We start from the raw sequence: 26,665 nt of genomic DNA on the forward strand, positions 1-26,665 counted from the left end.
AGTACTTGTTGAGAAGCAGCACATGCCTATGAGTTCGGTCATCGTCGTCGGTTCGTTCAATGTCGACCACGTCTGGCGCTGCGAGACCCTGCCCGCCCCCGGCGCGACCATCGCCGGCCGCTACAGCACCGGCCCCGGCGGCAAGGGCTTCAACCAGGCGGTGGCGGCGGCGCGCGCCGGCGCCCGCACCACCTTCGTGTGTGCGCTCGGCGACGATGCCGGCGGCGCGATGGCGCGCGCGCTGGCGGCGCAGGACGGCATCGATCTGGCCGCCGAGGCCAGCACCGAGCCGACCGGCACCGGCGGCATCTACGTCGACGGCCACGGCCGCAACACCATCGTCATCGGCGCCGGCGCCAACGCCGCGTTGAGCCTGGGCTTCGTGCAGGCGCAACGCGCGCTGCTGGGCTCGGCGCGGGTGCTGCTGGCGCAGCTGGAATCGCCGATCGAGACCATCGAGGCGACCCTGGCGCTGGCGCGCGAGACCGGCCTGACCACGGTCCTCAACGCGGCGCCGGCCAATGCGCAGACCAGCATCGGCCTGCTCAAGCTGGCCGACGTACTGACCCCGAACGAAACCGAGTTCGCCGCGCTGCTGACGCGCCATGTCGGCGAGCGCGTGGATGCCGACGACGTCGCCGCCACCGATGGCGGCAGCCTGCACGCGCTGTGCCGCAAGCTGCTGCCGGGCGGCACCGTGGTGGTGACGCTGGGCGCGGTGGGCGCGTTCATCTCGCACCCCGAAGAGCGCCAGCGCGGCGACACGCAGCCGTATTACCGCATCGGCGCCGAGGCCGCGCAGACCGTGGACACCACCGGTGCCGGCGATGCGTTCAACGGCGCGCTGGCGGCTTCGCTGGCGCAATCGCCGAACGCCAGCTTCGCCACCCATGTGCGCTTCGCCAACCACTACGCGGCGCGTTCGACCGAAGCCGAAGGCGCTGCCGCGTCGATGCCGCGACTGGTGCCCGACGCCGGCTGAGCCGTCCGCGCCGATCGCGGCCTCCGTTGCCGCGCACCCAGACCACCGACCCACCGCCCGGCGCCGCGCCGGGCCTGCATCCCGACAAGGAGTTTTCGATGCCGCGTTTTTCCGCCCTCTCGTTCGGCGCGCTGTGCGCGCTGCTTGCCCCGCTGTCCGCCCTCGCCGCGCAGCGCTGCGACTGGAACAGCACTGCCGCCGACGCCGACCGCGCCGCGGTGACCGTCTCCGCCGACAGCCTGCAACAGGCGATCGCGGCGCACTACGACGACGCCGACCAGGAAGACGGCGCGGCCCTGGCGCGCACGCTGCTGCAGCGCGCGCAGTCGCCGCAGCTGCCGGGCAAGCTGGAAGGCCGCTGGAAGGTGCGCTCGATCCAGGTCGACCAGCGCTTCGCCTATGCCTACCCCTACTTCAAGGCCGAGATCGCGCGCGATCCCTGCGGCTATCGCCTGAGCAAGACCAGCGGCTCGCAGCGCCGCAGCGGCACGCTGTATCCGCTGGCCAAGGACAGCCGCGAGTTCGCGTTCCTCGGCGCCAGCACGGTCAACGACGATCCGCAGGGCCATTACGCGCCCGGCAACGTCTCGGACGGCACCAATGGCAACAGCGTCGGACGCCTGGTGGCGCTGGGACCCGACGAACTGCTGCTGATCCTGGACGGCAACGCCAAGGGCTTCGAGCTGTACCAGCTGATCCGCTGAATCCGCGACCTGCGGCCGGGTCGCGCGCGCGCGATCCGGTCGGCGCACGCGCTCGGGCCTGTCCCAGCCAGGTCGCCGCGCTTGCCGCCGCCAACATGGCTGTCCGAGTTGGCAGCGGCCGCGGCGGCGGCGACAATGGCCGCATGCGCATCGGCCCCTACACGATCGAACCGAAGGTGATCCTGGCGCCGATGGCCGGGGTCACCGACAAGCCGTTCCGGCTGCTGTGCAAGCACCTGGGTGCCGGCCTGGCGGTGTCGGAGATGACCATTTCCGATCCGCGCTTGTGGCAGACCCGCAAATCGCTGCAGCGCATGGACCATGCCGGCGAACCGGACCCGGTCAGCGTGCAGATCGCCGGCACCGAGCCGCAGCGGCTGGCCGAGGCGGCGCGCTACAACGCCGACCACGGCGCGCAGCTGATCGACATCAACATGGGCTGCCCGGCGAAGAAGGTGTGCAACGCCTGGGCCGGCTCGGCGCTGATGCGCGACGAGGCGCTGGTGGCGCGCATCCTCAGCGCGGTGGTGAACGCCTCGCCGGTGCCGGTGACGCTGAAGATCCGCACCGGCTGGGACTGCGACCACCGCAACGGCCCAGCCATCGCGCGCATCGCCGAGGACTGCGGCATCGCCGCGCTGGCCGTGCACGGCCGCACCCGCGACCAGCACTACAGCGGCCAGGCCGAATACGCCACGATCGCGCAGATCAAGGCCGCATTGCGCATCCCGGTGATCGCCAACGGCGACATCGATTCGCCGCACAAGGCCGCGCAGGTGCTGGCCGCGACCGGCGCCGACGCGGTGATGGTCGGCCGCGCCGCGCAGGGCCGGCCGTGGATCTTCGGCGAGATCGCGCACTATCTGGCGACCGGCGAACTGCTGCCGGCGCCGGCGCTGCCGTTCGTACGCGACACCCTGCTCGGCCACCTGCGGGCGCTGCACGATTTCTACGGCGAAGCGCAGGGCGTGCGCATCGCGCGCAAGCACCTGGGCTGGTACGCCAAGGATCGTCCCGAGAACGCGGCGTTCCGCGCGGTGGTCAATCGCGCCGAGAGCGCCGATGCGCAACTGCGGCTGACGGCCGATTACTTCGATGCGCTCATCGCCGGCGTGTCGCCCGACTTGCCCGCCGCGGCCTGAGCGGCGCGACGCAGCACCACGCCAGGCGTTCGCAGCGGGTTCCTTTCCCAACTGTGCGGCTTTGCCCGCAACCACGCAGGCGCGGCGGCTGGAACTAGCGCGCCCGCGCGGCGGCGTGCCCGTTCGGCCAGATCGACCACAGCGCCACGCGGACAGCAGGCATCCGCACGCGGACCGGGAGGCGGCGGCGATCCCCTAGCCGCTCAGTGCAGCTCGGACTGTGCTGGCGCGCCGACCGGTGTCGTCGCTGCCGGCTCGGTCCAGATCCGCCGCCACATCCGCGCCAGCGCCGCGCCGATCTGCCCGCGCGCCACCGGGGCGCGATACGCGGCCTGCAGCTGGCGCGGCGCGATCGCCTGCCAGCCACCGCCGTGCTGCCGCGCCACCGCGAAGTTGAAGTTGTAGTCCGGCTCCAGGCCCATGCGCAGGTCGCTGAGCACCAGTTCGCCGTCCTTGACCTGGGCGCGCATGAAACCGCGGTTGAACCAGGCCAGCCGCTGCACCGCCGGCAAGGCGCGCACTTCGCCCAGCGCCTGGGTGTTGGACGGATAGCCCTGGAAGCGCATCGGCCCGCGGTCGGCGACCAGCGAGCGCTCGCCGATCACATAGCCGCTCGGCGTCATCGCCACCACCCGCCACAACAGCGTGTTGAACGGCATCGGCACCGAGAAGCGCGGCGCGTGCTGCAGGCCCATCGCCGCCAGCGCGCGATCGGCCTGGCGATCGACCAGGTGCTTGGCCAGCAGCGACCAGCCCAGGTAGGCGCTGCTCAGGATCAGCCCGGCCAGCAGCGCCTGCTGCGCCAAGCGCCGTGCGCGCGCCCACCAGGCGATGGCGCAGGCCAGGAGCAGCCACAGCGTGTAGCCCGGATCGATGATGAACACGCTGGACCACATCGTCGGCGGCGGCCGCAACGGCCACCACAGCTGCGTGCCGTAGACGGTGAACGCGTCGAGCAGCGGATGGGTGATCAGCGCCAGCTGGATCGCCCAGAACCAGCGCCGCGGCGCTGCGGCCACACGGCCATGGCCGAAGCGTCGGTACAGCCACCAGATCAGCCAGCCGAGCAGCGGCAGCACGAACAGCGAATGGCTGAAGCTGCGGTGCACGGTCATCAGCGTGACCGGGTCGCGAGTCAGCGGCAGCAGGAGCAGCGAATCGAGGTCGGGCGCGGTGCCGAGCGCGGCGCCGGCCAGCAGCGCGGCGCGGCGATGCGCCGCGGGGGCGATGGCGGCGGCGACGGCGGCGCCGAGCACGATCTGGGAGAGGGAATCCATCGGCCGATGCTAGCAGGCACGGCCGTCGCGGCCATGTGCGCGGGCTTGGTCGCCGCCGGTGGTCGCGCCGCAGGTCGCGCGGCGGCGGCATGGCGTGCCGGTGTTTGCAGGCGGGCTTCAGTCTCCGACGGTATCCGGACTCGGCAAATTCACTGCTTCGTTCGTCGCGACTGAAGTCGCTCCCACAGGGAATTGCTGCATACCGGCTGGGTGCACTGCAGGAGGGGCTTCAGCCCCGACAGACCGGTTCCGAAGCCGGCGGGTCCACGGCTTCGTTCGTCGCGGCTGAAGCCGCTCCTACAAGAGCGTGCATCGTGCCGGCTGGATGCACTGTAGGAGGGGCTTCAGCCCCGACAGATCGGTTCCGAAGCCGGCGGGTCTACGGCTTCGTTCGTCGCGGCTGAAGCCGCTCCTACAAGAGCGTGCATCGCCGTGCTGGCTGGATGCACTGCAGGAGGGGCTTCAGCCCCGACAGACCGGTTCCGAAGCCGGTAGGTCCGCTGGCTCCGTTCGTCGCGGCTGACGCCGCTCCTGCTGATGAAGCCGGCCTGCTTGGAGGGGATCCTCGCCGCAGGCCCGCGATCACGCCGCCTGCGGCAGGCGCAACACGCGCGGCGCCAAGGTCTCGAGCACCTGACCGGTATGCGACAGCAGCTGCAGCCGACCCTGGTGGTCTTCGCTCAGCGCGGTCAGGCTCTCGACCCAGTCACCGTCGTTGGCGTAGACCAGGCCGTCGCGCTCGAACAGGCCGGCGCGGTGCACATGGCCGCAGACCACGCCGTCCAGGCCGCGGCGGCGCGCATCGTCCAGCCCGGCGTCGACGAAGCGCTCGATGTAGCGCTCGGCGGCGCTGCTCTGCCGCTTCAGGTAGTCGGCCAGCGACCAGTAGCGCATGCCGAAACGGCGGCGCACGCGGTTGGTCAACTGGTTGCCGGTGAGGATGCGGTAGTACAGCCAGTCGCCGAACTTCTCCTGCAGGCCGCCGAACTGGGTGACCGCGTCGTAGTCGTCGCCATGCACCACCAGCAACCGGCGGCCATCGGCGGTCACGTGCACCGCGCGCCGGCGCACCTGCATCGCCGGCAGCGCCAGGCCGCAGAAGCGGCGGATCGGGCGATCGTGGTTGCCGGGCACGTAGATCAGTTCGGTGCCGCCGCGCGCCAGCGCGTGCAGCGCATCGATCACGCGCTGGTGCGCCGCGCCCCACACCGCGCGGCGCTGCGCCATCCACCAGAAATCGACGATGTCGCCGACCAGATACAGCTGCTTGCACTGCAGGCCGCCGAGGAAATCGGCCAGTTCGCGCGCATGGCAGTGCGGCGCGCCCAGGTGCACGTCGGACACGAACACCGCCCGACGCGGGGGCACAGACAAGCTGCTCACATTGTTCATGCCATCACCTCAGCTTCGCTACGTGGCCGTTCCAGGTAGCGCACGCGCTTCTTGCTGCGAATGCGCTGCAGATCCAGTTCGATCAGGCCATCGACCGCGTCGTTGAACGCCGGATCGACGCCGAAGGCGAGGAAGCGTGCGCCGCCCGGCTCGCACAGCTCGGTGTATTGCTTGTAGAGCATCGGCACCGCCGCGCCGAGCGCGTCCAGGTTGCCCTTGAGCACCTTGAACGCGGTGTCCGCGTCCAGCGCGTCGAACGCCGGCGGCGCCTGCGAATAGTCGAACGGCCGCGCCGAGGCGGCTTCGCCCAGCGCATCGCCGTAGTAGCGCGCGTAGTAGGCCACGATCTGCTCGCGCGCCTGCCGCGGCAGCGCCGCGCTGATCGAGACCGCGCCGTACAAATAGCGCACCTGCGGGTAGTCGCGCAGGTAGGCGCCGATGCCCTGCCACAGGTAGTCGATGCTGCGGCTGCCCCAGTAGTCGGGCACCACGAAGCTGCGGCCCAGCTCCATGCCGGCGGCGATGCGCGGCAGCAGCGCTTCGCCGTAGCGGAACAGCCCGGCGGTGTAGAAGCCGGCCAGGCCGCGCTCGGCCAGCACCGGCGCGCCGCGGGCCACGCGGTAGGCGCCGACCACGCGCGCGGCGGCGCCGTCCCACAGCACGATGTGCTCGTACCAGGTGTCGTAGTCGTCCAGGTCCAGGCGCCGGCCGGTGCCCTCGCCGACCGCGCGGAAGGTCAGCTCGCGCAGGCGGCCGATCTCGCGCAGCAGCGCCGAGCCGGCACGCAGCCGGCCCACGCGGATCTGCTTGCCGTCCACGGTCTGGCCCAGGCTGCGCAGCGTGGCGAGTTCCGCCGCCACCGCGGCCGGATCCTCCGCCGCGACCAAGGGTTCCTCGCTCGGCGCGGGCACGTCGGCGCCGGCACGGCCCAGCGCATACAGCTCGCGGCGCAGGCCGCGCATCAGTTCGGCGTCGGACTGCCCCTGCGGCAGCACGCGGGCGCGGCCCAGGCTCAGCGCGATGCGCCGCTCGCGGCGGGCGAACATCTCCCGCGCCAGCAACGCGGTGCCGGCCGGCTTGAACAGTGCCGAGGCGCCATAGAACAGCGCCGAGTTGCGCGCATGGATGCGCACCGGCAGCACTGGGGTGGCGGTGCGCAGCGCGAAGCGGGTGAAGCCGCGGCGCCAGCGCCCGTCGGCCACCCCGCCCCAGCCCAGCCGCGACACTTCGCCGGCCGGGAACACGATCACGCACTGCTCCTGCTCCAGCGCCTGCTCGATCGCGCGCACGCTGGCCGGCGACGGCGCGCCGCCGAGGATGCGCACCGGCAGCAGCAGCTCGCGCAGGCCTTCCAGCGCCCACAGGAAGTCGTTGGCGACGATCTTCACGTCGCGCCGCACCTGGCCCACGCAATCCAGCAGCGCCAGAGCGTCCAGCGCGCCGGACGGATGGTTGGCGACGATCAGCAGGCGCCCGCGTGCCGGAATGCACTCTGCTGGGGTCGGCGCGACCACGTAGCGCGCCTGCAGGAAATCCATCCCGGCCTGGACCAGGGCGAAGCCGCGCAGTTCGTGACTGGCGTCGAGGAACGCCTCCAGCGCGTCCAGGCCCGACCATTTCTGCAGGCCGCGCAACAGCGGCCGCACCAGCCGCGAGCGGCGCCCGGCGAACCAGTGCGGGTAGCGATCCTGCAGACGACGTTCGAGTGCGAGCACGGCAAGCCCCCTTGCTGACTGCGCACAGCTTCGGCCCCCGCGGCGACACCGATCTTGCAATATGACTACGGCAAAGTGACGCCCGCGGTCCCGCCGGCTGACCGGTTAACCTTGCCCAACGGCGGCGGGGCCACAATGCACAGCACCGCGCGCCCGTGTATCATGCGCGTCCATCTTTTCATCCGAATACAAGGATATAGCCGCGATGTCCAGCTATCTCTTCACCTCCGAGTCGGTCTCCGAAGGCCACCCGGACAAGATCGCCGATCAGATTTCCGATGCGGTGCTCGACGCGATCCTGACCCAGGACAAGCGCGCGCGCGTGGCCTGCGAAACGCTGGTCAAGACCGGCGTGGCGATCGTCGCCGGCGAAATCACCACCAGCGCCTGGATCGACCTGGAAGCGCTGACCCGCAAGGTGATCCTGGACATCGGCTACAACAGCTCCGACGTCGGCTTCGACGGCGAGACCTGCGGCGTGCTCAACCTGATCGGCAAGCAGTCGCCGGACATCAACCAGGGCGTGGACCGCAAGAAGCCGGAAGAACAGGGCGCCGGCGACCAGGGCCTGATGTTCGGCTACGCCACCCGCGAGACCGACAGCTTCATGCCGGCGGCGATCCACCTGTCGCACCGCCTGGTCGAGCAGCAGGCCAAGATCCGCAAGAAGAAGAACTCGCCGCTGGCGTGGCTGCGCCCGGACGCCAAGAGCCAGGTCACCCTGCGCTACGAAGACGGCGTGGCGACCGCGATCGACGCGGTGGTGCTGTCCACCCAGCACGACCCGGACATCAAGCAGAAGCACCTGGTCGAAGCCGTGCGCGAAGAAATCCTCAAGCCGGTGCTGCCGGCCAAGTGGCTGCACAAGGGCACCAAGTTCCACATCAACCCGACCGGCAAGTTCGTGATCGGCGGGCCGGTCGGCGACTGCGGCCTGACCGGGCGCAAGATCATCGTCGACACCTACGGCGGCTGGGCGCGCCACGGCGGCGGCGCGTTCTCCGGCAAGGACCCGTCCAAGGTCGACCGTTCCGCCGCCTACGCGGCGCGCTACGTGGCCAAGAACGTGGTCGCCGCCGGCCTGGCCGACCGCTGCGAAGTGCAGGTCTCCTACGCCATCGGCGTGGCCGAGCCGACCTCGATCTCGGTCACCACCTTCGGCACCGGCAAGATCGCCGACGACAAGATCGAGAAGCTGATCCGCAAGCACTTCGACCTGCGTCCGTTCGGCATCATCCAGATGCTCGACCTGATCCACCCGATGTACCAGCAGACCGCCTCGTACGGCCACTTCGGCCGCACCCCGAAGGCGTTCACCTACACCGACGGCACCGGCGCGCAGCACAACGCCACCTCGTTCTCGTGGGAAAAGACCGACCGCGCCGACGCGCTGCGCGCGGACGCGAAGCTGAAGTAAGCCGACGCTTCGGCGCTTGCACGAAAACGGGCCGCATCGCGGCCCGTTTTTTTTTGTTCGCCTCGACGTCGTGACAGAACGCGTATCGCCCCCTGTAGGAGCGGCTTCAGCCGCGACCGGGCGTTACCGGAAGCGCCCCGCTCGCGGCTGAAGCCGCTCCTACAACAAGCGGCGGCAACTCTATTCCGGCAGGCGACACGCCTCCTCACACCAAGGCAAACCGCGGGAATGCCCTCTCACCCGCGCCGCTGCAACGAGTCCTGCAACACCTTCTGGAACTGCTGCAGCGTGCACAGCTGGGTCTTGGCGTCGCTGCAGCCCGGCACGTGCAGGGTCTGCAGCAGCGGCGGCTTGCGCAGGCTCAGCGGGGTCAACTCGCGCAGCTGGTCCAGCGATTGCGCCTGGTAGCGCAGGCGCACGTAGCGCTGGCCGCTGCGCGTGTCGCGCAGTTGCTCGAGCACCAGCGCGCCGCCCGGCGGCGAGTCGTCGCGGCCGAAGCCGGGCAGATGGAAGTGCAGGTCGAGCAAGCCGCTGAGCGCGGCGATGTGGGTATCGCTGGCGACCAGCACGCTCAGCTTCGGCGCCTCCGCCACGCCCAGCGTGTCCAGCACCCGCCGCGCCAGCGGCGCGCCGGCGCGCGCGGCCATGTACTGCGGCCGCGCGTAGATCTCGAACAGCAGCGCATGCAGACGCGACACCACGCCGATGCGTTCGCGGGTGGCGCGGCCCCAGCCGACCTGGTCCAGCGGCAGGCCTTCGGCGTATTGCAGGATGAATACCTCGGCGGTGCCGGAGGTCAGGTCCAGCGGGCCATGCATGGCGATGCCGCGGCCGTTGCCGCTGGCGCTCAGCGACGACGGCATGCGCGCGAAATCGCAGTCCTTGGCGCTGCAGCCGAGGATCTGCCGCATCGTGCGCAGTTCCTTCGCGTAGGGCGCGAGCACCGCGCCGGGACCGCCGGTCTGGCGCTGGATCGACGCCACCGCGGCGTCCGCGTCGAAGTCCACCGCACCGGCCTCGACCGGGCGGAACAGCGGATCGTCGCTGCCTTGCGGCTGATGCCCGGCCTGCAGTCCGCAGCCCGGGGCCAGGGTCTCGGCCAGGATCTGCGCGCTGGCGATGGTGCGCTGGTCGGTATTGGCGTAGACGCTGACCGCGCCGTCGGCAGGGCAGCCGGCGGCCGGCAGCACGCCGTCGCGGACCAGCCATTGCCGGGTGTAGTCGCCGCTCAGCTGCACGGCCACGCGGCCATGCGCGGTGAGCAGGCTCGCCGGCGTGTTCCACACCGGCCACGGACGGTCGGCCAACGCCGCCGCCGCGGCTTCGCCATCCAGCGGCGCACGCACGCCGTGACGGAACAGCATCACCACCTGCTCGACCTGCAGTGACGGCGCAGACGCTTCGCGCGCGGGCCGCGCTTGCGCGCCGGCGGTTGCCGCCAGCACTGTCAACAGCATCCACCGCATCCGCTTGCTCATCGTCGTTCCAGAAAAAAGGGGAAAGAAATCACTCACTGCGCGGCATCCATCGCACTGCATGCCGGTGCGATTGCAGCGCAGGTCCATGGCGATCGCGTGTCGGTCGCCGCACTGCGGCTGGCCGGACACACCCGCAACTCATCGCTGTCGCAACATTGCGCTGCGGACACCGACGCCAGCTACTAGCGCCGGCTCACTGGCGATCATGCGCGCGCGCCACGCGCCCAACGACCGCATGCATGCCGACGCGCGCCGCGACGACATGCCGCGACGCGCGAGGAAAGCCGGCCCATGCACAGGCCGTTGGCTCAGAACGTGTACTTCACGGTCAGCAGGCTGGTGCGCCCGGCATCGACGATGTCCGAGATCGCGGTGCTGTTGCGGCCCACATGCGCCCAGTAGCTCAGGCGATTGGTCAGGTTGGCCACCGACAGGTCGGCGCGCAGGTGCTCGTTCACCGCATAGCCCACGTGCAGATCGACGCGGGTGATCGGCTTCACCCACAGGTCGTCCCAGCTGGCGCCCTGGTCCAGGTAGTCGTAGACCGACACGTATTCGCCCGAGTAGTGGTAGCTCAGGTTCACCGACAGCGGCCCCTTCTCGTAGAACAGCTCGGCGTTGGCCATCAGGTCCGGCGCGTTCTGGATGCGCTCGTCGTGGAAGCCGGTCATGCCCAGGTCGACGCGGGTGGACTGGCGGGTGACGTTGGCGCCGATGCCGAAGCCGTCCAGCGGCGCCGGCATGCCCTGCAGGGTCTGCCGCACCGCCGCTTCCACGCCCAGCACCTTGCCGTCGCCGCCGTTCTGCGGACGCACGTAGCGCACGCTGCCGCTGGTGCTCGCCCCGGCATTTGCCGCATCCGAGCCGTTCTCGTAGATGTAGTCGGACAGGCGCTTGTAGTAGCCGGCCAGCATCGCGTGGCCGCCGACGCCGTTGTCCCACTCGCCGGACAGGTCGACATTGACCGCCTTGATCGGCTTCAGATCCGGATTGCCTTCGGTAATGGTGGTGATGCCGTCGCTGGACACGCTGTAGCTGGAACCGCCGCCGAGCTGCACGAACGCCGGGCGCGTGTAGCTGGTCCACACCGAGGCGCGGTACACCGCGTTGGCGTTGCTGGGGCGATAGTTCAGGAACACGCTGGGCAGCGGCACGTCGTAGGTGGTGTGGTTGTTCTGGAAGTAGCCGGCCAGCTCGTTGCCGCTGCTGTCCTTGGGCATCGTCCAGTAGGTGTTGCGGATGCTGGTCTGTTCGAAGCGCAGGCCGGGGATGATCTCCAGGTCGCCGGTCTTGAACGTCGCCATCGCATAGGCCGCGGCCACCGCCTCGGTACCGCGCATGGTGTCGCAGTTCTGATTGTTGACCGCCAGGCTGCCGCAGGTGTCGAAGCTGCTCGCGGTCAGGTACTTGGCGATCGAGGCCTTCAGCGCCGAATTGCTCAGCTTGACCGTCGGGTAGTCGTACTTGCCGGGATACACAGAGTCGTAACTGCCGCTGACCAGGCCGGTGTTCTCCAGCAGCGTGCCGTCGGTGAACTTGGCGGTGGTCCAGTCGCGCTCGGTGAACTCGCGCGAGCTGTCCACGTACTTCACGCCGAACTGCAGGCTGCTCAGCGCGCCCTCGTCGAAGTCGTAGCGCGCGTCGAACTTGGCGCCGCCCTTCTTCTGCCCGCTGTAGGACTTGGTCAGCTGGCCGTGGCGGCGCGCGTACAGGCTGCCGATGTCGTCGGCCTGGTTCTGCATCGCGGTGGTCAGCTGCGGCACCGGGAAGCCTTCGCTGTCGTAGCTGATGAAGCTGTTGGCGCCGTACGGGAACTGGGTGGAGCTGTACTGATCCACGCGCGCAGAGACTTCGATGTGGTCCGGGCGATCGTTGTCGCCGAAGCTGTAGAACAGGTTCGGCGACAGCGTCCAGTTGCCGAGCTGCTTGTCGCCGCCGAACTGGAACGTGGCCAGGTCGGCCACTTCCGGATTGGTCTCGTACCAGTAGCGCACCGCGACGCGGTTGATCTGCGGCTGGTACACGCCGGTGCTGCCGATCTGGGTGTAGCTGACGCTGGCCGGCACGAACTGCGTATAGCCGGTGTTCTGCTCGGTCTTGGCGTAGGCGTAGGTCGCCCGCGCGTACAGCTGCAGGGTCGGGTCGACATGCCAGTCGAAGGAGACGTTGCCGCCGTAGCGCTTGGTGTCGCCGCCGGAATAGCCGATGTTGGTGCCGGTGGACTGCAGCGAATCTTCCGCGTCGTAGCCGGCGGCCAGCGCGCCCTTGGCGGTGGTGCGGGAGAATTCCCACGAACCGTCGTTGCGCGCGGCGGAGGCGCTGGCCACTTCGCTGTTCACGTAGTGGCGCTCGTCGTAGTAGGCGCTGGCGTAGATGCCGAACTGGTGCTCGCTGCCGAACTTGGCGTGGAACTCGCCGGCCGCGCCCTTGCCCAGGCCGCTCTCGTCGTAGTCGCGGGCGCGGCTTTCCATGCGCCCGCTGGCGGTGATGCTGCCGCCGATCGCGTCGCTGTAGTCGAAACCGCTGGGGGTGCGGTAGTCGATGGTGCCGCCGATCGCATCGCCGTCCATCGCCGCGGTGGAGGTCTTGTTCAACACGATGGTCTGCAGGCCGGACGGCGGCAGCAGGCTCAGCTGCACGCTGCGGCTGTACGGCATGCCCTGGGCGACGTTGACGCCGTTGATCAGGTTGACGTTGTATTCGGCGTTGAGGCCGCGCACCGAGGCGAACATGCCCTCGCCGCGCGCGGCGCCGTCGACGCCGCCGAAATACGACTGCCCGGTGTTGACCACGTTGACGCCCGGCAACAGGCCCAGCGCCTCGGCGATGTTGTGCACGGCGGTGTACTTCAGGTCGTCGGCCGACAGCACGTTGGCGGTGTTGCTGGCCGCCATCTGCATGTCGGCGGCGGTGTAGCGGTTCGCCGCGACGGTCACGGTCGACAGGGTCTGCGCATTGCCCTTGGCGGCGGCCGGCGCGGTGTCGTCGCCGGCGGTGTTCTGCGCCTGCTCCTGTGCGGGGTCTTCGGCATGGGCGGCGGCGGCGAGGGCCAGGCTCAGGGCCAGGGCGATGGATCCGGCAAGCCGGTGCGGCCTGGCGCGGTGCGATGCGTGGTTCATGGAAATTCCATCAGGACGTGGGGTGGTGTCCCGGCACGCGACGACGCCGCGGCCGGAGAAGGCAAAGCGCTGCCCGTATCGCCGGCGCGAAGCCGGCAACTGGGCGAACATCTGGGGGAGTTCCGTGTCGGAGCTGGACCGTGCGAACTGACGGTCCGTTAACAACTGCGGCGCATTGTGTGCGTCGATGTTTGCAGATGCGTGACGGAGTTCATAGGTGAACGGAAATGCGATACGTCAGTGATGCATACGCGTGCGTATCGCAAGTGCGCATGGCTGCGGCGCTTTTGCCGCGGACATCCGGCGCGCCATAACGCCACCGCAGGAGCGGCTTCAGCCGCGACGAACGACGCGGCGGGCCTGACGGCGACGGAGACTGTCGCGGCTGAAGCCGCTCCTACAGTGCACCCAGATGGCGTCGCGTACGCCCTTGGGAGCGACGCCAGGTGACATTCGCCATCGGTCGCAACGAGGTTTACCGATAGTGCGCGTCGCGACTGAAGGCGCTCCCACGGAGGGATCTAACCGGGTGCCTATCGACTCCGCCGCATCACTCCGACGCGATCTGCGCATGCAGGATGCGGCGGATCTCCAGGATCGCCTGCGGCGTCTCCTGCACGCTGTGTCCGGAGGTGATCACCAGTTCCGATTCAGCGCCATCCAGGTGCGCGCTGCGGTAGGGCACCAGCCCATCGTCGGCGACGGCCAGCGGCAGCGCCGGGTTGCGCCGGGCGATGATCGAGTTGTAGCGCACGGCTGGCGAAATCGGCAGCTCGGCGGCCGCACGCACGAACGGATCGGTATCGCGCAGATTGTCGATGCCGTTGGGCAGGCGCTGCGGCACGCCGTCCTGGCCGGCGATGTCCTGCATCACCTCGGTGAAGCGCTGCAGCAAGGTCACCGGCAAGCGGATCAGTCCGCCGACCAGGCGCCCGATGCTGCCCTCGGCGATGGCGGTGCCGCGGTGCGGCGCGGCGATGAAGATGGCGCGGTCCACCTGCGGCAGCGGCGCGAAGCGCAACAGCGGCTGCAGGCGATCGCGGATCCGCGCGCCGCGTTCGCCGCTCAGGTCGCGGCCGGCGAGCAACGCGTTCCAGATGCGCTCGCCGGAACTGCTGACCAGCAGCCGCGCGATCACTCCCCCCATGCTGTGGCCGATCAGCACCATATGCTGCGAGGCCGGCGCCTGCCCCTGCGGATCGAAATTGTGCAGGGTCTGCTGCAGCAAGGTTTCGATCTGCGCGCGGTTCCAGGCGATCGGCATGTTGGTCGGGTAGTAGACCTGCCAGATCTTGTAGTGGCGGCGCAGTTGCTCGTCGCCCATGATCTCGTTGGCGACGTTGACCCAGGCCTCGGGGCTGCTGCCCAGGCCGTGCAGCATCAGCACGATGCGCCGGTTCGGGTCGTAGGGCTGCATCAGGTACAGGTGCGGCTGCTCGATGCCGTGTTCGCGCCCCAGCATCGAGCGCAACGACTGCTTGGCGAAACCCGAACGCGCCAGCCACAGGCCGTAGGCGGCGGTGAAATTGGCCGCCAGCGGCAGCCGCTGGCCGTGCACGACGACCTCGTTGTCGCGATACGGATCGTAGGGCGCGATCACCACGCTGCGCGTGTCCAGCACCTGCGCCAGGCTGTCGCCGTCGAAGCGCAGCAGCACGGTGGTCGGCGCGTACGACAGTTCGCTGTAGCCGGCGGTATCGGCGACCGCTTGCCCTGGCTTCGCAGCAGCCATGATCGCGGTCGGATCGCCGACCTGCGCCGGCGACACTTCCGCCACCAGTTCGGCTCCGAAGCCATCGCGGCGATAGGTGCTGCGCAGGCCGTCGAAACGCAGCGAGGCGGCAGGCACCATCGCATTCGGCCGCGCCACGCCGCCCGGCAGGCGGAAACTGTCCAGCTGCGCGCGCACTTGCCAGCCGGCGGCAGCCAGCGTGTCGTCGTCGCGCAATTCGCCGCTGGCGCTGCGCGCGCGCCAACGTTCGAACATCGCGCCGACCACGTGCTGCACCGCGTAGTTGTAGTAATCGCGCACCTGCGTCTGCCGGTCCTCGAAGGCGCGCGCGCTGGCCGGGCGTTCGGTATAGAACAGGTAGGCATAGGCGTAGCGCGCGGTTTCCAGCCATGCCTGCAAGGCTGCATCGTCGAGTGCGACGTTGCCCTTGGGCGTACGCGTCGTCGCCGCGCGCAACCACAGCTCCGACAAGGTCGCCAGGCGGCGTTCCTCGTCCAGTCCCTGCACCGTGCGCAGTTGCGCGGCGCAGGCGGGGATGTCGGCCTCGCAGGGCTTGCGCTCGATCGCGACCACGCGCAGCGTTTCCTGGCTGGCGTCGCTGAGTTCGCCGGTGCTGAGCACGTCGCCGCGCTTGGTCGCGATGTAGTCGCCGGCCGCGCGCGACTGCACGGTGACCATGGCGCAGCCGGACCCGGCGAGCAGGCCCACCGCCAGCAGCGCGCGCGCCGCCAGCTGCCGCACCGCGCGCGCGGCGCGCATCAGCGCGGCGCTCCGGGCGGTTCTTCGCCGGGGATGCCTTCGCGGATGCGCTGCGAAAAGTCGGCGCCGGCGCCGGCCTGGCGTGCGCGCTCGCCGATGCGCCCGCGCGCCTGCAGCGTGGCCAGCGCGTAGCCCGGCACGAAGCCGTGCTGCGCATAGACATAGGACGGCAGATAGCCGGACAGCAGCAGGCGGTAATCCAGCGGCAGTTGCGGTTCGAACTTGCGCACCAGCTCGAACACGATGGTGGTGCAATTGCTGGTGGCGGTGTTGTAGAACTTCGGCGTGCGCTGCAGCTGCTGCGCCTGCGCCACGTAGCCCATGAACAGCTGGCGCAACTGCGCGCGCGGAATGTTCAGCCGGTACAGATAGACGTCTTCGCCGCGCACGTTGCTGCGCACCGCGAGGATGTCGCGCTCGTCGGCGGCGATCATCGCCTGCTCGAAATTGCGGAAGAACCCGGCCAGCGCGGAGAACGATTCGCCACGCTCCTTGCGGATCTCCAGCGAGAACACCACCCGGCGGCCGTCGTCGAAGCCGAACGAGACCAGGGTGTGGGCGATCGCCGGCCCCATCCAGTAGGACAGCGCCAGGTCCGCCGAGGCCAGCCGGTCCAGGTCGTACTGGCGGGTTTCCCAACGCGGCGTGTAGTCGCTGTCGCTGCGCCAGGCGAAATTGCGCACGTTGTGCAGGGTGACGAGGTGGCCTTCGACCTGCGGCTGCAGCGGCTGCGCCACGTCGTCGGCCCAGTCGCGGTTCTGCTCGGGCAACAGCTGCGACCAGCCGAACACCAGGCCGGCGCAGGCGACGGCGAAGATCCACGGCAGCACGCGGTAGTCGCGGGGATGGCGCAGGCCCCACAGCGCGGCGCCGCCCATCGCCAGCCACAGCAACGCCGAGGCGTAGCGCACCAGGCTGCCGGTATGCGGCAGGTAGGCCAGGAACAGCGCGCCCCAGACGCCGGCCAGCACGATCGCCAGCGCCACCGTTGCGCGCAACAGGCGTGCCGGCCAACCCCGCTGCGCGGCGTTGCGCGCCGCAATCGCGGCGACGGCGCGGCCCTGCCCTCGCCCGCGACGCAGGCTCATAGCGTCGCCGCCGCCGCGGGCGTGGCCAGCGCATGGCACAGCAGCCGGCAACCGCGCAGCGCCAAGGCCTTGCGTTCGGCTTCGTCGCTGCCGCGTTGGCAGGCGCCGAGCATGTCCATCAACAAGGTGAGGTCGTCGCCGTCCAGACCCTGGCGGCACAGGCCGGCGTCGGTGGCGCGCTGCAGGAACGGCAGCAGGATCGCCATCAGCCGCGCATGCGCCACCTCGATCTGCGGATGGTCGCGCGGCATCGAGCGCCAGCAATCGGCCAGCGGCGCGGACATCGCGATGTGCTCGGCGACATCGCGCAGCAGCAGGAACAGGCCGTCGGGGCGCTCGCCGATATCCCGCGCGCAGCATTCCAGCCCGTCCAGGGCGCGCTGCAGGAGCGCGATCATCAGGTCGGTGCGGTCGGCGAAATTGCGGTACAGCGTGGCCCGGCCCACGCCGGAGCGTTCGACCACCAACTCCAGCGGCGCGAGCACGCCGTGCTCGCAGAATACTTCGTCGGCCGCATCGAGCAGCAGGCGGCGACGTTGGGCGGCATCGGCACGGAGATCCATGCCGGGATTATCGGACAATTTTGTCCACTTGCAAGCGCGGTGCCGGCCGGACCGCGTCCGGCGGCCCGGCGGCGATGCTGGAAGCACGGCCACCGGGTCCGGTCCGGCCGCTGCTCAGCCGGTGTTCTGCACGCCTTGCGAGACGCCGTTGACGCAGGCCACCAACGCGCGCAGCAGGTCCTCGTCCTCGCCATCGGTGGCCCGCCAGCGCTGCAGCAGGTCCACCTGCAACACGCTGATCGGATCGATGTAGGGATTGCGCAGGCGGATCGACAACGCCAGCCGCGGGTCGTGCTGCAGCAGCGACGCCTGCCCGGTCAGCGATTTCACCCAGCCCTTGGTCAGCGCGAGTTCGTCGCGAATGCGCGGGAAGAAACGCTCGTGCAGCGGCCCGGCCAGGCGCGAGAACATCTCGGCGATGTTGAGGTCGCCCTTGGACAGCACCATCGCGATGTCGTCGAGGAAGGTGCGGAAGAACGGCCAATCGGCGGCCATCTCGCGCAGCGTGTCCTCGTGGCCGGCCTCCACCGCCGCGCGCAGGCCGCTGCCGACGCCGTACCAGCCCGGGATCACCGCCCGCGCCTGGCTCCAGGCGAATACCCACGGGATCGCGCGCAGGTTGTCCAGCGCCGCATCCTGGCCCAGCCGCCGCGACGGCCGCGAGCCCAGGGTCATCCGCTCGATCACGTCGATCGGCGTGGCCAGGCGGAAATAGCGCATGAACTCGGCATCGCCGACGAAGCTGCGGTAGGCGCGGGTGCTGTGCTCGGCGACGATGTCCATCACTGGCCGCCACGCGTCCTCGCGCGCGTCCAGCGCACGCGGACGCATGCTCGACAGCAGCACCGCGCCGGTCATCTGCTCCAGCGAGCGCAGCGCCAGCGCGCGGATGCCGTACTTGCGGTGGATCACCTCGCCCTGCTCGGTCACCCGCAGGCGGCCGTCGACGCTGCCGCGCGGCGCCGCTTCCAGCGCGCGCGTGGTCTTGCCGCCGCCGCGCACGATCGAACCGCCGCGGCCATGGAAGAAGGTCAGGCGGATGCCGAGGTCGGCGGCCGCATCGAGCAGTTCCACCTGCGCGCGCTGCAGGCCCCAGCGCGAGGCGGCGATGCCGCCGTCCTTGCCGCTGTCCGAGTAGCCGAGCATCACCATCTGCACGTCGTTGCGCGCGGCCAGGTGGCGCCGGTAGACCGGGTCGGCGAGCAGGTCGCGCAACGTGTCGGTGCCGCCGCGCAGATCGTCCACCGTCTCGAACAGCGGCACGATGTCCAAAGGCACCGCGCCTTGCGCATCGACCAGGCTGCCGCGCCGCGCCAGCGCCAGCACGGTCAGCACGTCGGCGCGGTTGTGCGCCATGCTGATGATGTAGCTGCCCAGCGCATCGGCGCCATGCCGCGCGCGCGCGTCGGCGAGCGCGGCGAACACCGCGTCCAGGCGTGCGTTGCCGGCATCCTCGGGGGCGGCCGGCAGGATCCGCTCGCCGCCGGCATAGGCGCCGAGCACGCTGGCACGGTCCTGCGCCGAACGTGCGTCCCACTCGTCCTCGCCCAGCGCCGCGGCGACCGCGCGCGCGTGCACGCTGGACTCCTGGCGCACGTCCAGCCGCGCCAGGTGGAAGCCGAAGCTGCGCACCCGCCACAGCAGCCGGCGCACCGCGAACCAGCCCGCGTGCAGGCCCTTGTTGGCCTGCAGGCTGTCGAGGATCAACTGCAGGTCCTGCTCCAGTTCGGTCGGCGTGGCGTAGGCGCCCGGCGCGTCGTCCAGCGTCGCCTGCAGGCGTGCGCGCATCAGGTCGTTGAGCAGGCGGTACGGCATGTCGCCATGCCGCGGCCGCGAGCGCGCCGCGGCCTCGGGCAGCAGGTGCCGGTAGCGTTCCAGCTGCGCCAGCAGCGCATCGCTGACCGCCACCAGCGTGGTCGACTGGCTGAGCAGGCTGGCCAGCTGCCACAGTTCCTTCAGGTAGCGATCCAGCACCGCGCGCCGTTGCGCGTCGAGCGTGGCGGTGATGGTGCCGGCATCCACGTTCGGATTGCCGTCCATGTCGCCGCCGACCCAGGTGCCGAACCGCAGCAGCCGCGGCAGCGGCACCGGCTCGCCGTAGGTTTCCTCGATCGCGTGCTCCAGGGTCTCGTACATCACCGGGACCACCCGGTACAGCACCTGGGTCAGGTAGAAGCCGACATGCTCGCGCTCGTCTTCCACCGTCGGCCGCACTGGCGAGGAATCGGCGGTCTGCCACGAGGCGGTCAGCGCCATGCGGAAGCGCGCCGCATCGGTGGCGCGCTCGCCGGGGGTGCGCATGCCGTCGAGGTTGTCGACCAGGCTGGCGACCATCAACTGTTCTTTCTCCAGCAGCGCGCGGCGCACGGCCTCGGTCGGGTGCGCGGTGAACACCGGCTCCACGTCGATGCGCGGCAGCCATTCGCCCAGTTCCTGCGCGCTCACGCCCTGCGCCTTGAGCCGGCGCAGCGCGTCGTGCAGGCCGTCCGGCTGCGGCGTGTCGGCGCTGTTGCGCTGGTAGTCGCGGCGGCGGCGGATGCGGTGCACGCGCTCGGCGATGTTGACCACCTGGAAGTAGGTGCTGAAGGCGCGCACCAGCGCCTCGGCGTCGCGCGGCGTGCGGCCGTAGAGCTGCTCGCTCAGCGACGACGGCGGCGCATCGCTCTCGCGGCGCGCGATCGCGGTGGTGCGGATGGTTTCGATCTCGTCGAGGAACTCCGCAGACACCTGCTCGGCGAGCAGGTCGCCGACCAGCGCCCCCAGTCGGCGGACGTCGTCGCGCAAGGGGATGTCGGGCGTGGCAAACACGATGCTGCTGCGGTACTCGTTCATCGGAAACGCATGGCTCGGCTGTGGGGGCGCCGCAAGACTAACCCAAAAGTATTAGTCCCTCGCCCGGCGTGGTAACGGTTACAAAGCGAACCATCGTGGGCCGGCGCAGGCGCCCCCTGCGGGAGCGATCTCGGTCGCGAGGCTTTCCAGAGAAGCCTCGTCGCGACTGAAGTCGCCCCACGGGGGGAGGCCTGGCGACACCAGGAGCACGCACCAGCGAATCGAAAGACTGGCTCCGGGGGGCGCACTGGCCGGCAGGCCGCGGCGCGGCCGTGGTCGCCGAACCGAGCCTTGGGCGTGCGCCACGTCCCAGGGCCACCGCCCCATTCAAGTGCCTCACGCCGCAGCCGCTATAATTGGGTGTTCCTCCGCCGAGGGGCGCTGCGACCGTGTCGAGGTGGGTTTCCCGACTCCAGACACGGCCAGGCTCGGCGGCAGGCTTGAGCGACAACGGCGCCCGGACCTTCGCGAGTTTTCTCGCCATTGACCGGAGCACTACCGATGAACGCTGTACGCAAGAGCTTTTCCACCGAGGGCGACTACAAGGTCGCCGACATCTCCCTGGCCGATTGGGGCCGCAAGGAACTGGACATCGCCGAGCACGAGATGCCGGGCCTGATGTCGATCCGCCGCCAGTACGCCGCCGCCAAGCCGCTGGCCGGCGTGCGCGTGACCGGCTCGCTGCACATGACCATCCAGACCGCGGTGCTGATCGAGACGCTGAAGGACATCGGCGCCGACGTGCGCTGGGCCTCGTGCAACATCTTCTCCACCCAGGACCACGCCGCCGCGGCGATCGCCGTCACCGGCACTCCGGTGTTCGCCTGGAAGGGCGAGAGCCTGGAGGAATACTGGGACTGCACCCTCGACGCGCTGACCTTCACCCTGGCCGACGGCACCCAGACCGGCCCGGAGCTGGTGGTGGACGACGGCGGCGACGTCACCCTGCTGATCCACAAGGGCTACGAGCTGGAGAACGGTTCCAAGTGGGTGGACGAACCCGCGTCCTCGCACGAAGAGCAGGTGATCAAGGACCTGCTCAAGCGCGTGGCGGTCGAGCGCCCCGGTTACTGGACCCGCGTGGTCAAGGACTGGAAGGGCGTGTCCGAGGAAACCACCACCGGCGTGCACCGCCTGTACCAGCTGGCCGAGGCCGGCACCCTGCTGGTGCCGTCAATCAACGTCAACGACTCGGTGACCAAGAGCAAGTTCGACAACCTGTACGGCTGCCGCGAGTCGCTGGCCGACGGCCTCAAGCGCGCGATGGACGTGATGCTGGCCGGAAAGGTCGCGGTGGTCTGCGGCTACGGCGATGTCGGCAAGGGGTCCGCGCACAGCCTGCGCGCCTACGGCGCCCGCGTCATCGTCACCGAGATCGACCCGATCTGCGCGCTGCAGGCAGCGATGGAAGGCTTCGAGGTCAACACCGTCGAAGACAGCCTGGGCCAGGCCGACATCTACGTCACCACCACCGGCAACAAGGACATCATCCGCATCGAGCACCTGACGCAGATGAAGGACCAGGCCATCGTCTGCAACATCGGTCACTTCGACAACGAGATCCAGGTCGAGGCGCTGTACAAGTATCCGGGCGTGCAGAAGATCAACATCAAGCCGCAGGTGGACAAGTTCGTGTTCCCGAACGGCAACGCGATCTTCCTGCTGGCCGAAGGCCGCCTGGTCAACCTCGGCTGTGCCACCGGCCACCCCAGCTTCGTGATGTCCAACAGCTTCGCCAACCAGACCCTGGCGCAGATCGACCTGTGGCAGAACAAGGACAGCTACGAAAAGCAGGTCTACCGCCTGCCGAAGAAGCTGGACGAGGAAGTGGCGCGCCTGCACCTGGAAAAGATCGGCGTGAAGCTGACCAAGCTCAGCGACGACCAGGCCGCCTACCTCGGCGTGTCGGTCGACGGGCCGTACAAGCCGGAGCATTACCGGTACTGAGTGGTTGGCGGGTTTAACCGTCTAACGCAAGAACTGAAGGAACGGGCGCCGAGAGGCGCCCGTTTTTCGTTGTGGCGCGAATCGGCGCCTGACCGTGCAATTGAGCCAAACCGTTTCGCAACTCCGCCCAACTCAAGCGCCAGGCGATCGATGCTTTCTGGTGCTATCCGATCTCTGCAGCCTGGTCCCCAGTATTGCGACCAGCCCGTCTTCGCGGAGCGCTAAACTTCGGCAGAGGGCCGCTCAAGGCCGCAGTTCGAGGAACACGATGCCCTACGCCTTGATTCTTCCAATGACTGCGCAAGTCGCACTTACTGCATGTCTCTACGTACTGCTCACTGTCGCTCGCGCTCCCGCAGTGTGGGGGATCGGCCGCCATGCAGACGGCGGCAATCCCTGGGCCGCTACCGAACCACGCATCGGTGCCAACCTGTCCAATCAATTCGAGTGGCCACTGTTCTTCCACGTTGGTTGCCTGATTCTTCTCCAGCTTCATGCGGCCACCTCGGCTGCCGTGGCTCTTGCCTGGATCTTTGTGCTGGGCCGCATCCTGCACAGCGCCGTGCAGATTTTCACCGCGAACGTCAGGCTCAGAGGCCTCGTGTTTACCGTCAATTTTCTCGCAGTGCTCGGCCTTTGGATCCTGGCAGTGGTGGCCGCGGACAAAGTGACTGCGAGCTGACATGCGACCGAGGGCTAGCGGCCTCTCTCACCTGTCATCTTCTCCCATCCGCGAGCAACTCGCAGAGATGGCCGATACGCTTTATGGCCGCCAATTCGCATTGCTCTCCCAGAACGCCACGCTGCGCCGGTAGGCCTCACGATCCAGCGCCACGCCCGAGCCGCCCTCTTCCACGCCCAGCGCGTTGCGCAGCATGGTGATCGGTGCCATCGGGATCTCCTGCGGTTCGGCGGTGTAGAGGCAACCGACCACGCCCCATTCTGCGTCGATCGGCGCACCCTCGCGCGCCAATTGTTCGCGGCTGTAGAGGATCGGCAGCAGATATGAAGCGACCGGCGGCTCGACGCCTTCGAACCAGCGCACCAGCACCGGCAACTCTTCCCTGCTGCGCGCTTCGTAGCCGGAACGCAGCAGGTGGCGATTGGCCTCGGTGATCGGCACGGTCAGGCAGCGGGTGGAGGTCCAGTTGGGATGCACGTGCAGCTTGCAGAACGGCGCGTAGCCGTCCAGCACCCGCAGCGGCGTGGCGTCGTTGAGCTGGCGCTCGAACTGTTCCGGCGTGCAGTCCTGGATCGCGTTGCGGCGCGCGTCGCGCGGGAACAGGCGGGTGCGGGCGAAGGGGGTCAGGACGATGGACATGGCGGCGACGGTCACGAGGAGAGATCAAGCGTAGCGCGCTCACCGGGCGATGCACACCATGGCCACCGCCCCCAGGCGGGGAGCGTCATCGCATCGATTCGGCCAGGCCGCCGTTGCGCACCGCGTTCTGCAGGAGGGGTTTCAACCCGGACGCCTTGCCGCTAGAGCCCCTGGTCGAAACCGATCCTGCAAAAGAGTCGGCGCGGCGATGCCTGCCAGTGCGCAGCCACGCAGCATGTGCCGACTTAAACGCCCCGCGTCTATTGCGGATGCGCCAACGCGTAGCCGATCGCCGCACGGATCGCCGCCACCTGCGCGGCATTGCATTGCTCCGGCGTCGCTGTTGGGCTGTCGGGGTAGACCTCGGTGGTCGTGGTGTAACGCGCATCGCTGATGCCCGCGCACAAGCCCAGCTTTTTCACCGGGTAGTTGATGACGCCATGCGCCACCACCGGCGAACCGATGATCTCGCCCTCGGCATCGGCGGGCGCGATATGAGTGACCTGCGCGACCGCGGCCACCACCGCCTGCTGGAACGCCGGCTGCGGATTCTCGCTGTCGCCGACCAGATAGAAGCCATCGGGAATGCCGCCAGGCTCGTAGGCGACGCCGTCGCGCGCGGCCAGCGCCGGCCGGAACTCGGATTCGTCGCTGTCGGTGGTTTCGTGCAGGTCGATGTGCATCGCGACGCGCCCGCGCAGCGGCGCGACCAAGCGCAGCAGCGCGGCCGATTCCTGCGCCGGGCTGTCCTCGCGGAACGACCGGTTGGGATCGATGGCGTCGGCATTCCAGCGATGGATGCGCTCGTAGGCCCATGGACTCACGCACGGCACCACCAGCAGGTTGACGCGGCCGGCGTGCTCGGACGCGTGGCGGTCGGCGAACTGCAGCGCACCATGCACGCCGCTGGTTTCGTAACCATGCACGCCGCCGGTCACCAGCATGCACGGCAACGCGTCGTCCCACGCGCGGCTGCGCAACGCCAGCAGCGGATAACGCTCCCCGGCGTACTCCAGCACACCGTACTCGACGATCTCCAGCGGCCCGCGCAAGCGTTCGATCGCCGCCACCACGTCCGTTTGATAGCTGCGCTGGCGACGCTGCCGCGCCAGCCACGCCGCCTTTTCCCCTTGCCCCCAGGGAATGCCGGGCGTGCCGATCGGATAGAAGGGATCGAGTGTCATCGTGCGAGTCCGCATGTACAGGTGAGGCGGATGACTTTAGCACCGGGAAACGCCGGCCACCGCGACCATGCAAACTCGCGGCGGCATCGACATGCATGCCTCGCATGCAATGCGCTCGCGCGTCGCACAGCGCCGACAGAACCGGATGCCGGTCCCGCTTTGCATCGGCCAATGCGATGAATACGTATGTAGCCCGCGCATGCTGCGCCGCGATGCGCGCTTAGCATCCACGCAGCGCCGCACGCCGTGTGCGGCGCGTCCGGAAGGGGGCCGGATTTCCCGACGCCACGCAGCGCGCACGGCATGCGCGGCGTCCCGACCGAAGGAGATCTGTGTGATGCGCGAACTGCCCGCCGCTGCAATCGCTCCATTGCGCCCGCACCGCTGGCGCCTGTTCCTCGTCGGCCTGCTGCTGACCCTGGCCACCGCCAGCGCCCAGGCCGATGTCATCCTGCACGCCTTCAACTGGCCCTATGCCACCGTGGAAGCGCGCGCGGCGCAGATCGCCGCGGCCGGCTATCACAAGGTGATGGTGGCGCCGGCCTACCGCTCGCAGGGCAGCGCCTGGTGGGCGCGCTACCAGCCGCAGGACATGCGCGTGATCGACAACCCGCTCGGCGACACCGAGGACTTCGCCAGCATGGTGCAGGCGCTGGCCGATGTCGGCGTGGAAACCTATGCCGACGTGGTGCTCAACCACATGGCCAACGAGGCGGCGACGCGCCCGGACCTGAACTATCCGGGCAGCGCGGTGCTGTCGCAGTACGCCGCGGATCCGTCGCGCTACGCATCGCTGCGGCTGTTCGGCGACCTGTCGGTGAACTTCCTCGGCGCCGGCGATTTCGGTCCGGCGCAATGCATCACCGACTACACCGACGCCTACCAGGTCCGCACCTACCGCATCTGCGGCGGCGGCAGCGATCCGGGCCTGCCCGACCTGGTCGGCAACGACTGGGTGGTGCAACAGGAGCGCAGCTATCTGCAGGCGCTGAAGGCACTGGGCGTCACCGGCTTCCGCATCGACGCGGCCAAGCACATGACCTTCGACCACCTCAACCGCGTGCTCGATGCCGGCATCCGTTCCGGGGTGCACGTGTTCGGCGAGGTCATCACCGGCGGCGGCAGCGGCAACGCCGACTACGACCAGTTCCTCGCGCCCTACCTGCAGGCCACGCCGCACGCGGCCTACGATTTCCCGCTGTTCAATTCGATCCGCAACGCCTTCGCCTACGGCGGCAGCATGGACCTGCTGGTCGATCCGGGCGCCTACGGCCAGGCGCTGCCCGGCAACCGCGCGGTGACCTTCGCGGTCACCCACGACATTCCCAACAACGCCGGCTTCCGCTACGCGATCCTCGACCCGGTCGACGAGACCCTGGCCTACGCGTATCTGCTCGGCCGCGACGGCGGCGTGCCGATGGTGTACTCGGACAACAACGAGAGCGGCGACAACCGCTGGGTGGACGCCTACCAGCGCGACGACCTCAAGCGCATGATCGGCTTCCACAACGCCGCGCAGGGCAGCGACATGCAGGTGCTGTCGCACGATGCCTGCCACCTGCTGTTCCGCCGCGGCGATCTGGGCATCGTCGGCATCAACAAGTGCGGTACCGCGGTCAGCGCCACGGTGGCGATGAGCGGCAGCGTGCTGCGCTGGAACGTGGACTACAGCGACGCGCTCGGCTCGGGCAGCGTGGTGCGCATTTCCAGCAGCAGCTACACCTTCAGCCTGCCGCCGCGGCAGGCGCGGATGTGGAAGCGCTGATCCTGGCGCACCTTGCGTAGCCGTGCGGCGGCGCCCGCTGCCGCACGGCTGTGCCGCAGCCGGTGCCATCCGCGCGATCCCGGCTGGCGTTTGCAGGCCGGCACTCACGAACAGCGGCGATTCGTGCGCACGCCATGCACATCGGTCGCAGCCGACTGCATTGCGCGCTTGCCACGGCGCCCATCGACCGTGCGATGACGCATATGGGCGGCATTTCGATCATCTTCCATGCAGCACCGCCGCTCGTG

General features: G+C 69.3%; 18 protein-coding genes and 1 riboswitch. Of the genes, 7 read left to right on the plus strand and 11 right to left on the minus strand.

Going from position 1 to position 26,665, the window contains the following annotated elements; translation table 11 throughout:
* Nucleotides 1-28 precede the first annotated feature (28 nt).
* From AB8810_RS19145 to dusB, 3 genes are all read left to right on the plus strand, one after another.
* Entirely contained in the window at nucleotides 29-982 is a 954-nt protein-coding gene (locus AB8810_RS19145; protein ID WP_179569391.1) for a ribokinase, read from the plus strand.
* A gap of 98 nt (nucleotides 983-1,080) precedes the next feature.
* The gene (locus AB8810_RS19150; protein WP_369914554.1) at nucleotides 1,081-1,686 is read left to right on the plus strand and encodes a DUF4893 domain-containing protein; all 606 of its coding nucleotides are present in this window, start codon (nucleotides 1,081-1,083) and stop codon (nucleotides 1,684-1,686) included.
* A gap of 143 nt (nucleotides 1,687-1,829) precedes the next feature.
* Entirely contained in the window at nucleotides 1,830-2,828 is a 999-nt protein-coding gene (dusB, locus tag AB8810_RS19155; RefSeq protein ID WP_369916685.1) for a tRNA dihydrouridine synthase DusB, read from the plus strand.
* A 203-nt stretch (nucleotides 2,829-3,031) separates the two neighbouring features.
* Here the strand turns inward: dusB and AB8810_RS19160 are convergent, their stop codons facing one another.
* The 3 genes from AB8810_RS19160 to AB8810_RS19170 form a co-directional block, all read right to left on the minus strand.
* Nucleotides 3,032-4,105 carry a metal-dependent hydrolase gene (locus AB8810_RS19160; protein WP_369914555.1) on the minus strand — a complete coding sequence of 358 codons (1,074 nt, stop codon included), beginning with the start codon at nucleotides 4,103-4,105 and terminating at the stop codon, nucleotides 3,032-3,034.
* A gap of 582 nt (nucleotides 4,106-4,687) precedes the next feature.
* Entirely contained in the window at nucleotides 4,688-5,497 is an 810-nt protein-coding gene (locus AB8810_RS19165) for a UDP-2,3-diacylglucosamine diphosphatase (RefSeq protein WP_206259888.1), read from the minus strand.
* Nucleotides 5,494-7,212 (minus strand): lysophospholipid acyltransferase family protein, encoded by a 1,719-nt coding sequence (locus tag AB8810_RS19170; protein ID WP_179568339.1) that lies wholly within the window; start codon nucleotides 7,210-7,212, stop codon nucleotides 5,494-5,496. The genes AB8810_RS19165 and AB8810_RS19170 overlap by 4 nt, the downstream gene beginning before the upstream one ends.
* Before the next feature lie 205 nt (nucleotides 7,213-7,417).
* Between AB8810_RS19170 and metK the strand changes: the two genes are divergently transcribed.
* The gene (gene metK / locus AB8810_RS19175; RefSeq protein WP_179568341.1) at nucleotides 7,418-8,629 is read left to right on the plus strand and encodes a methionine adenosyltransferase; all 1,212 of its coding nucleotides are present in this window, start codon (nucleotides 7,418-7,420) and stop codon (nucleotides 8,627-8,629) included.
* A 236-nt stretch (nucleotides 8,630-8,865) separates the two neighbouring features.
* On the opposite strand, the gene AB8810_RS19180 is transcribed toward metK, so the two are convergent.
* The 6 genes from AB8810_RS19180 to ppc all read right to left on the minus strand — a co-directional run bounded on the left by AB8810_RS19180 (nucleotide 8,866) and on the right by ppc (nucleotide 20,200).
* Nucleotides 8,866-10,107 (minus strand): histidine-type phosphatase, encoded by a 1,242-nt coding sequence (locus tag AB8810_RS19180; protein ID WP_179568343.1) that lies wholly within the window; start codon nucleotides 10,105-10,107, stop codon nucleotides 8,866-8,868.
* Between the two features lie 308 nt (nucleotides 10,108-10,415).
* Nucleotides 10,416-13,226 carry a TonB-dependent receptor gene (locus AB8810_RS19185; protein WP_369914556.1) on the minus strand — a complete coding sequence of 937 codons (2,811 nt, stop codon included), beginning with the start codon at nucleotides 13,224-13,226 and terminating at the stop codon, nucleotides 10,416-10,418.
* Between the two features lie 550 nt (nucleotides 13,227-13,776).
* On the minus strand, nucleotides 13,777-15,717 hold the full coding sequence (locus AB8810_RS19190) for an esterase/lipase family protein (RefSeq protein WP_369914557.1): 1,941 nt from the start codon (nucleotides 15,715-15,717) through the stop codon (nucleotides 13,777-13,779).
* On the minus strand, nucleotides 15,717-16,805 hold the full coding sequence (locus AB8810_RS19195; RefSeq protein ID WP_369914559.1) for a DUF4105 domain-containing protein: 1,089 nt from the start codon (nucleotides 16,803-16,805) through the stop codon (nucleotides 15,717-15,719). Before AB8810_RS19195 ends, AB8810_RS19190 begins: the two co-directional genes overlap by 1 nt.
* The gene (locus tag AB8810_RS19200; RefSeq protein WP_179568349.1) at nucleotides 16,802-17,368 is read right to left on the minus strand and encodes a TetR/AcrR family transcriptional regulator; all 567 of its coding nucleotides are present in this window, start codon (nucleotides 17,366-17,368) and stop codon (nucleotides 16,802-16,804) included. The genes AB8810_RS19195 and AB8810_RS19200 overlap by 4 nt, the downstream gene beginning before the upstream one ends.
* 114 nt (nucleotides 17,369-17,482) lie before the next feature.
* Complete coding sequence (ppc, locus tag AB8810_RS19205) at nucleotides 17,483-20,200, minus strand: phosphoenolpyruvate carboxylase (protein WP_369914560.1); 2,718 nt, start codon at nucleotides 20,198-20,200, stop codon at nucleotides 17,483-17,485.
* A 367-nt stretch (nucleotides 20,201-20,567) separates the two neighbouring features.
* A riboswitch (S-adenosyl-L-homocysteine riboswitch) is annotated at nucleotides 20,568-20,666 on the plus strand.
* Nucleotides 20,667-20,701: 35 nt separating this feature from the next.
* Between ppc and ahcY the strand changes: the two genes are divergently transcribed.
* Together ahcY and AB8810_RS19215 are read left to right on the plus strand one after the other, a co-directional pair.
* Complete coding sequence (gene ahcY, locus AB8810_RS19210; protein ID WP_145705491.1) at nucleotides 20,702-22,147, plus strand: adenosylhomocysteinase; 1,446 nt, start codon at nucleotides 20,702-20,704, stop codon at nucleotides 22,145-22,147.
* A gap of 268 nt (nucleotides 22,148-22,415) precedes the next feature.
* Nucleotides 22,416-22,829 (plus strand): MAPEG family protein, encoded by a 414-nt coding sequence (locus AB8810_RS19215; protein WP_369914561.1) that lies wholly within the window; start codon nucleotides 22,416-22,418, stop codon nucleotides 22,827-22,829.
* 81 nt (nucleotides 22,830-22,910) lie between these two features.
* On the opposite strand, the gene AB8810_RS19220 is transcribed toward AB8810_RS19215, so the two are convergent.
* Nucleotides 22,911-23,468 (minus strand): DUF3228 family protein, encoded by a 558-nt coding sequence (locus AB8810_RS19220; protein WP_179568357.1) that lies wholly within the window; start codon nucleotides 23,466-23,468, stop codon nucleotides 22,911-22,913.
* 260 nt (nucleotides 23,469-23,728) lie between these two features.
* Complete coding sequence (locus AB8810_RS19225) at nucleotides 23,729-24,652, minus strand: M14 family metallocarboxypeptidase (protein WP_369914562.1); 924 nt, start codon at nucleotides 24,650-24,652, stop codon at nucleotides 23,729-23,731.
* Between the two features lie 337 nt (nucleotides 24,653-24,989).
* On the opposite strand from AB8810_RS19225, the gene AB8810_RS19230 reads away from it, so the two are divergent.
* Complete coding sequence (locus tag AB8810_RS19230; RefSeq protein ID WP_369914563.1) at nucleotides 24,990-26,417, plus strand: alpha-amylase family protein; 1,428 nt, start codon at nucleotides 24,990-24,992, stop codon at nucleotides 26,415-26,417.
* Nucleotides 26,418-26,665 lie beyond the last annotated feature (248 nt).

The organism is Xanthomonas sp. NCPPB 3005, assembly GCF_041228095.2.
GTDB lineage: Bacteria > Pseudomonadota > Gammaproteobacteria > Xanthomonadales > Xanthomonadaceae > Xanthomonas_A > Xanthomonas_A bonasiae.

Coding starts and splice junctions, on each gene's coding strand:
- AB8810_RS19190 (WP_369914557.1), bottom strand. CDS start 15,717: ATGCGCGCCGCGCGCGCGGTGCGGCAGCTGGCGGCGCGCGCGCTGCTG.
- AB8810_RS19185 (WP_369914556.1), bottom strand. CDS start 13,226: ATGAACCACGCATCGCACCGCGCCAGGCCGCACCGGCTTGCCGGATCC.
- AB8810_RS19180 (WP_179568343.1), bottom strand. CDS start 10,107: ATGAGCAAGCGGATGCGGTGGATGCTGTTGACAGTGCTGGCGGCAACC.
- AB8810_RS19230 (WP_369914563.1), top strand. CDS start 24,990: ATGCGCGAACTGCCCGCCGCTGCAATCGCTCCATTGCGCCCGCACCGC.
- metK (WP_179568341.1), top strand. CDS start 7,418: ATGTCCAGCTATCTCTTCACCTCCGAGTCGGTCTCCGAAGGCCACCCG.
- AB8810_RS19160 (WP_369914555.1), bottom strand. CDS start 4,105: ATGGATTCCCTCTCCCAGATCGTGCTCGGCGCCGCCGTCGCCGCCGCC.
- AB8810_RS19225 (WP_369914562.1), bottom strand. CDS start 24,652: ATGACACTCGATCCCTTCTATCCGATCGGCACGCCCGGCATTCCCTGG.
- AB8810_RS19150 (WP_369914554.1), top strand. CDS start 1,081: ATGCCGCGTTTTTCCGCCCTCTCGTTCGGCGCGCTGTGCGCGCTGCTT.
- AB8810_RS19200 (WP_179568349.1), bottom strand. CDS start 17,368: ATGGATCTCCGTGCCGATGCCGCCCAACGTCGCCGCCTGCTGCTCGAT.
- AB8810_RS19165 (WP_206259888.1), bottom strand. CDS start 5,497: ATGAACAATGTGAGCAGCTTGTCTGTGCCCCCGCGTCGGGCGGTGTTC.
- AB8810_RS19220 (WP_179568357.1), bottom strand. CDS start 23,468: ATGTCCATCGTCCTGACCCCCTTCGCCCGCACCCGCCTGTTCCCGCGC.
- ahcY (WP_145705491.1), top strand. CDS start 20,702: ATGAACGCTGTACGCAAGAGCTTTTCCACCGAGGGCGACTACAAGGTC.
- AB8810_RS19145 (WP_179569391.1), top strand. CDS start 29: ATGAGTTCGGTCATCGTCGTCGGTTCGTTCAATGTCGACCACGTCTGG.
- AB8810_RS19215 (WP_369914561.1), top strand. CDS start 22,416: ATGCCCTACGCCTTGATTCTTCCAATGACTGCGCAAGTCGCACTTACT.
- dusB (WP_369916685.1), top strand. CDS start 1,830: ATGCGCATCGGCCCCTACACGATCGAACCGAAGGTGATCCTGGCGCCG.
- AB8810_RS19195 (WP_369914559.1), bottom strand. CDS start 16,805: ATGAGCCTGCGTCGCGGGCGAGGGCAGGGCCGCGCCGTCGCCGCGATT.
- ppc (WP_369914560.1), bottom strand. CDS start 20,200: ATGAACGAGTACCGCAGCAGCATCGTGTTTGCCACGCCCGACATCCCC.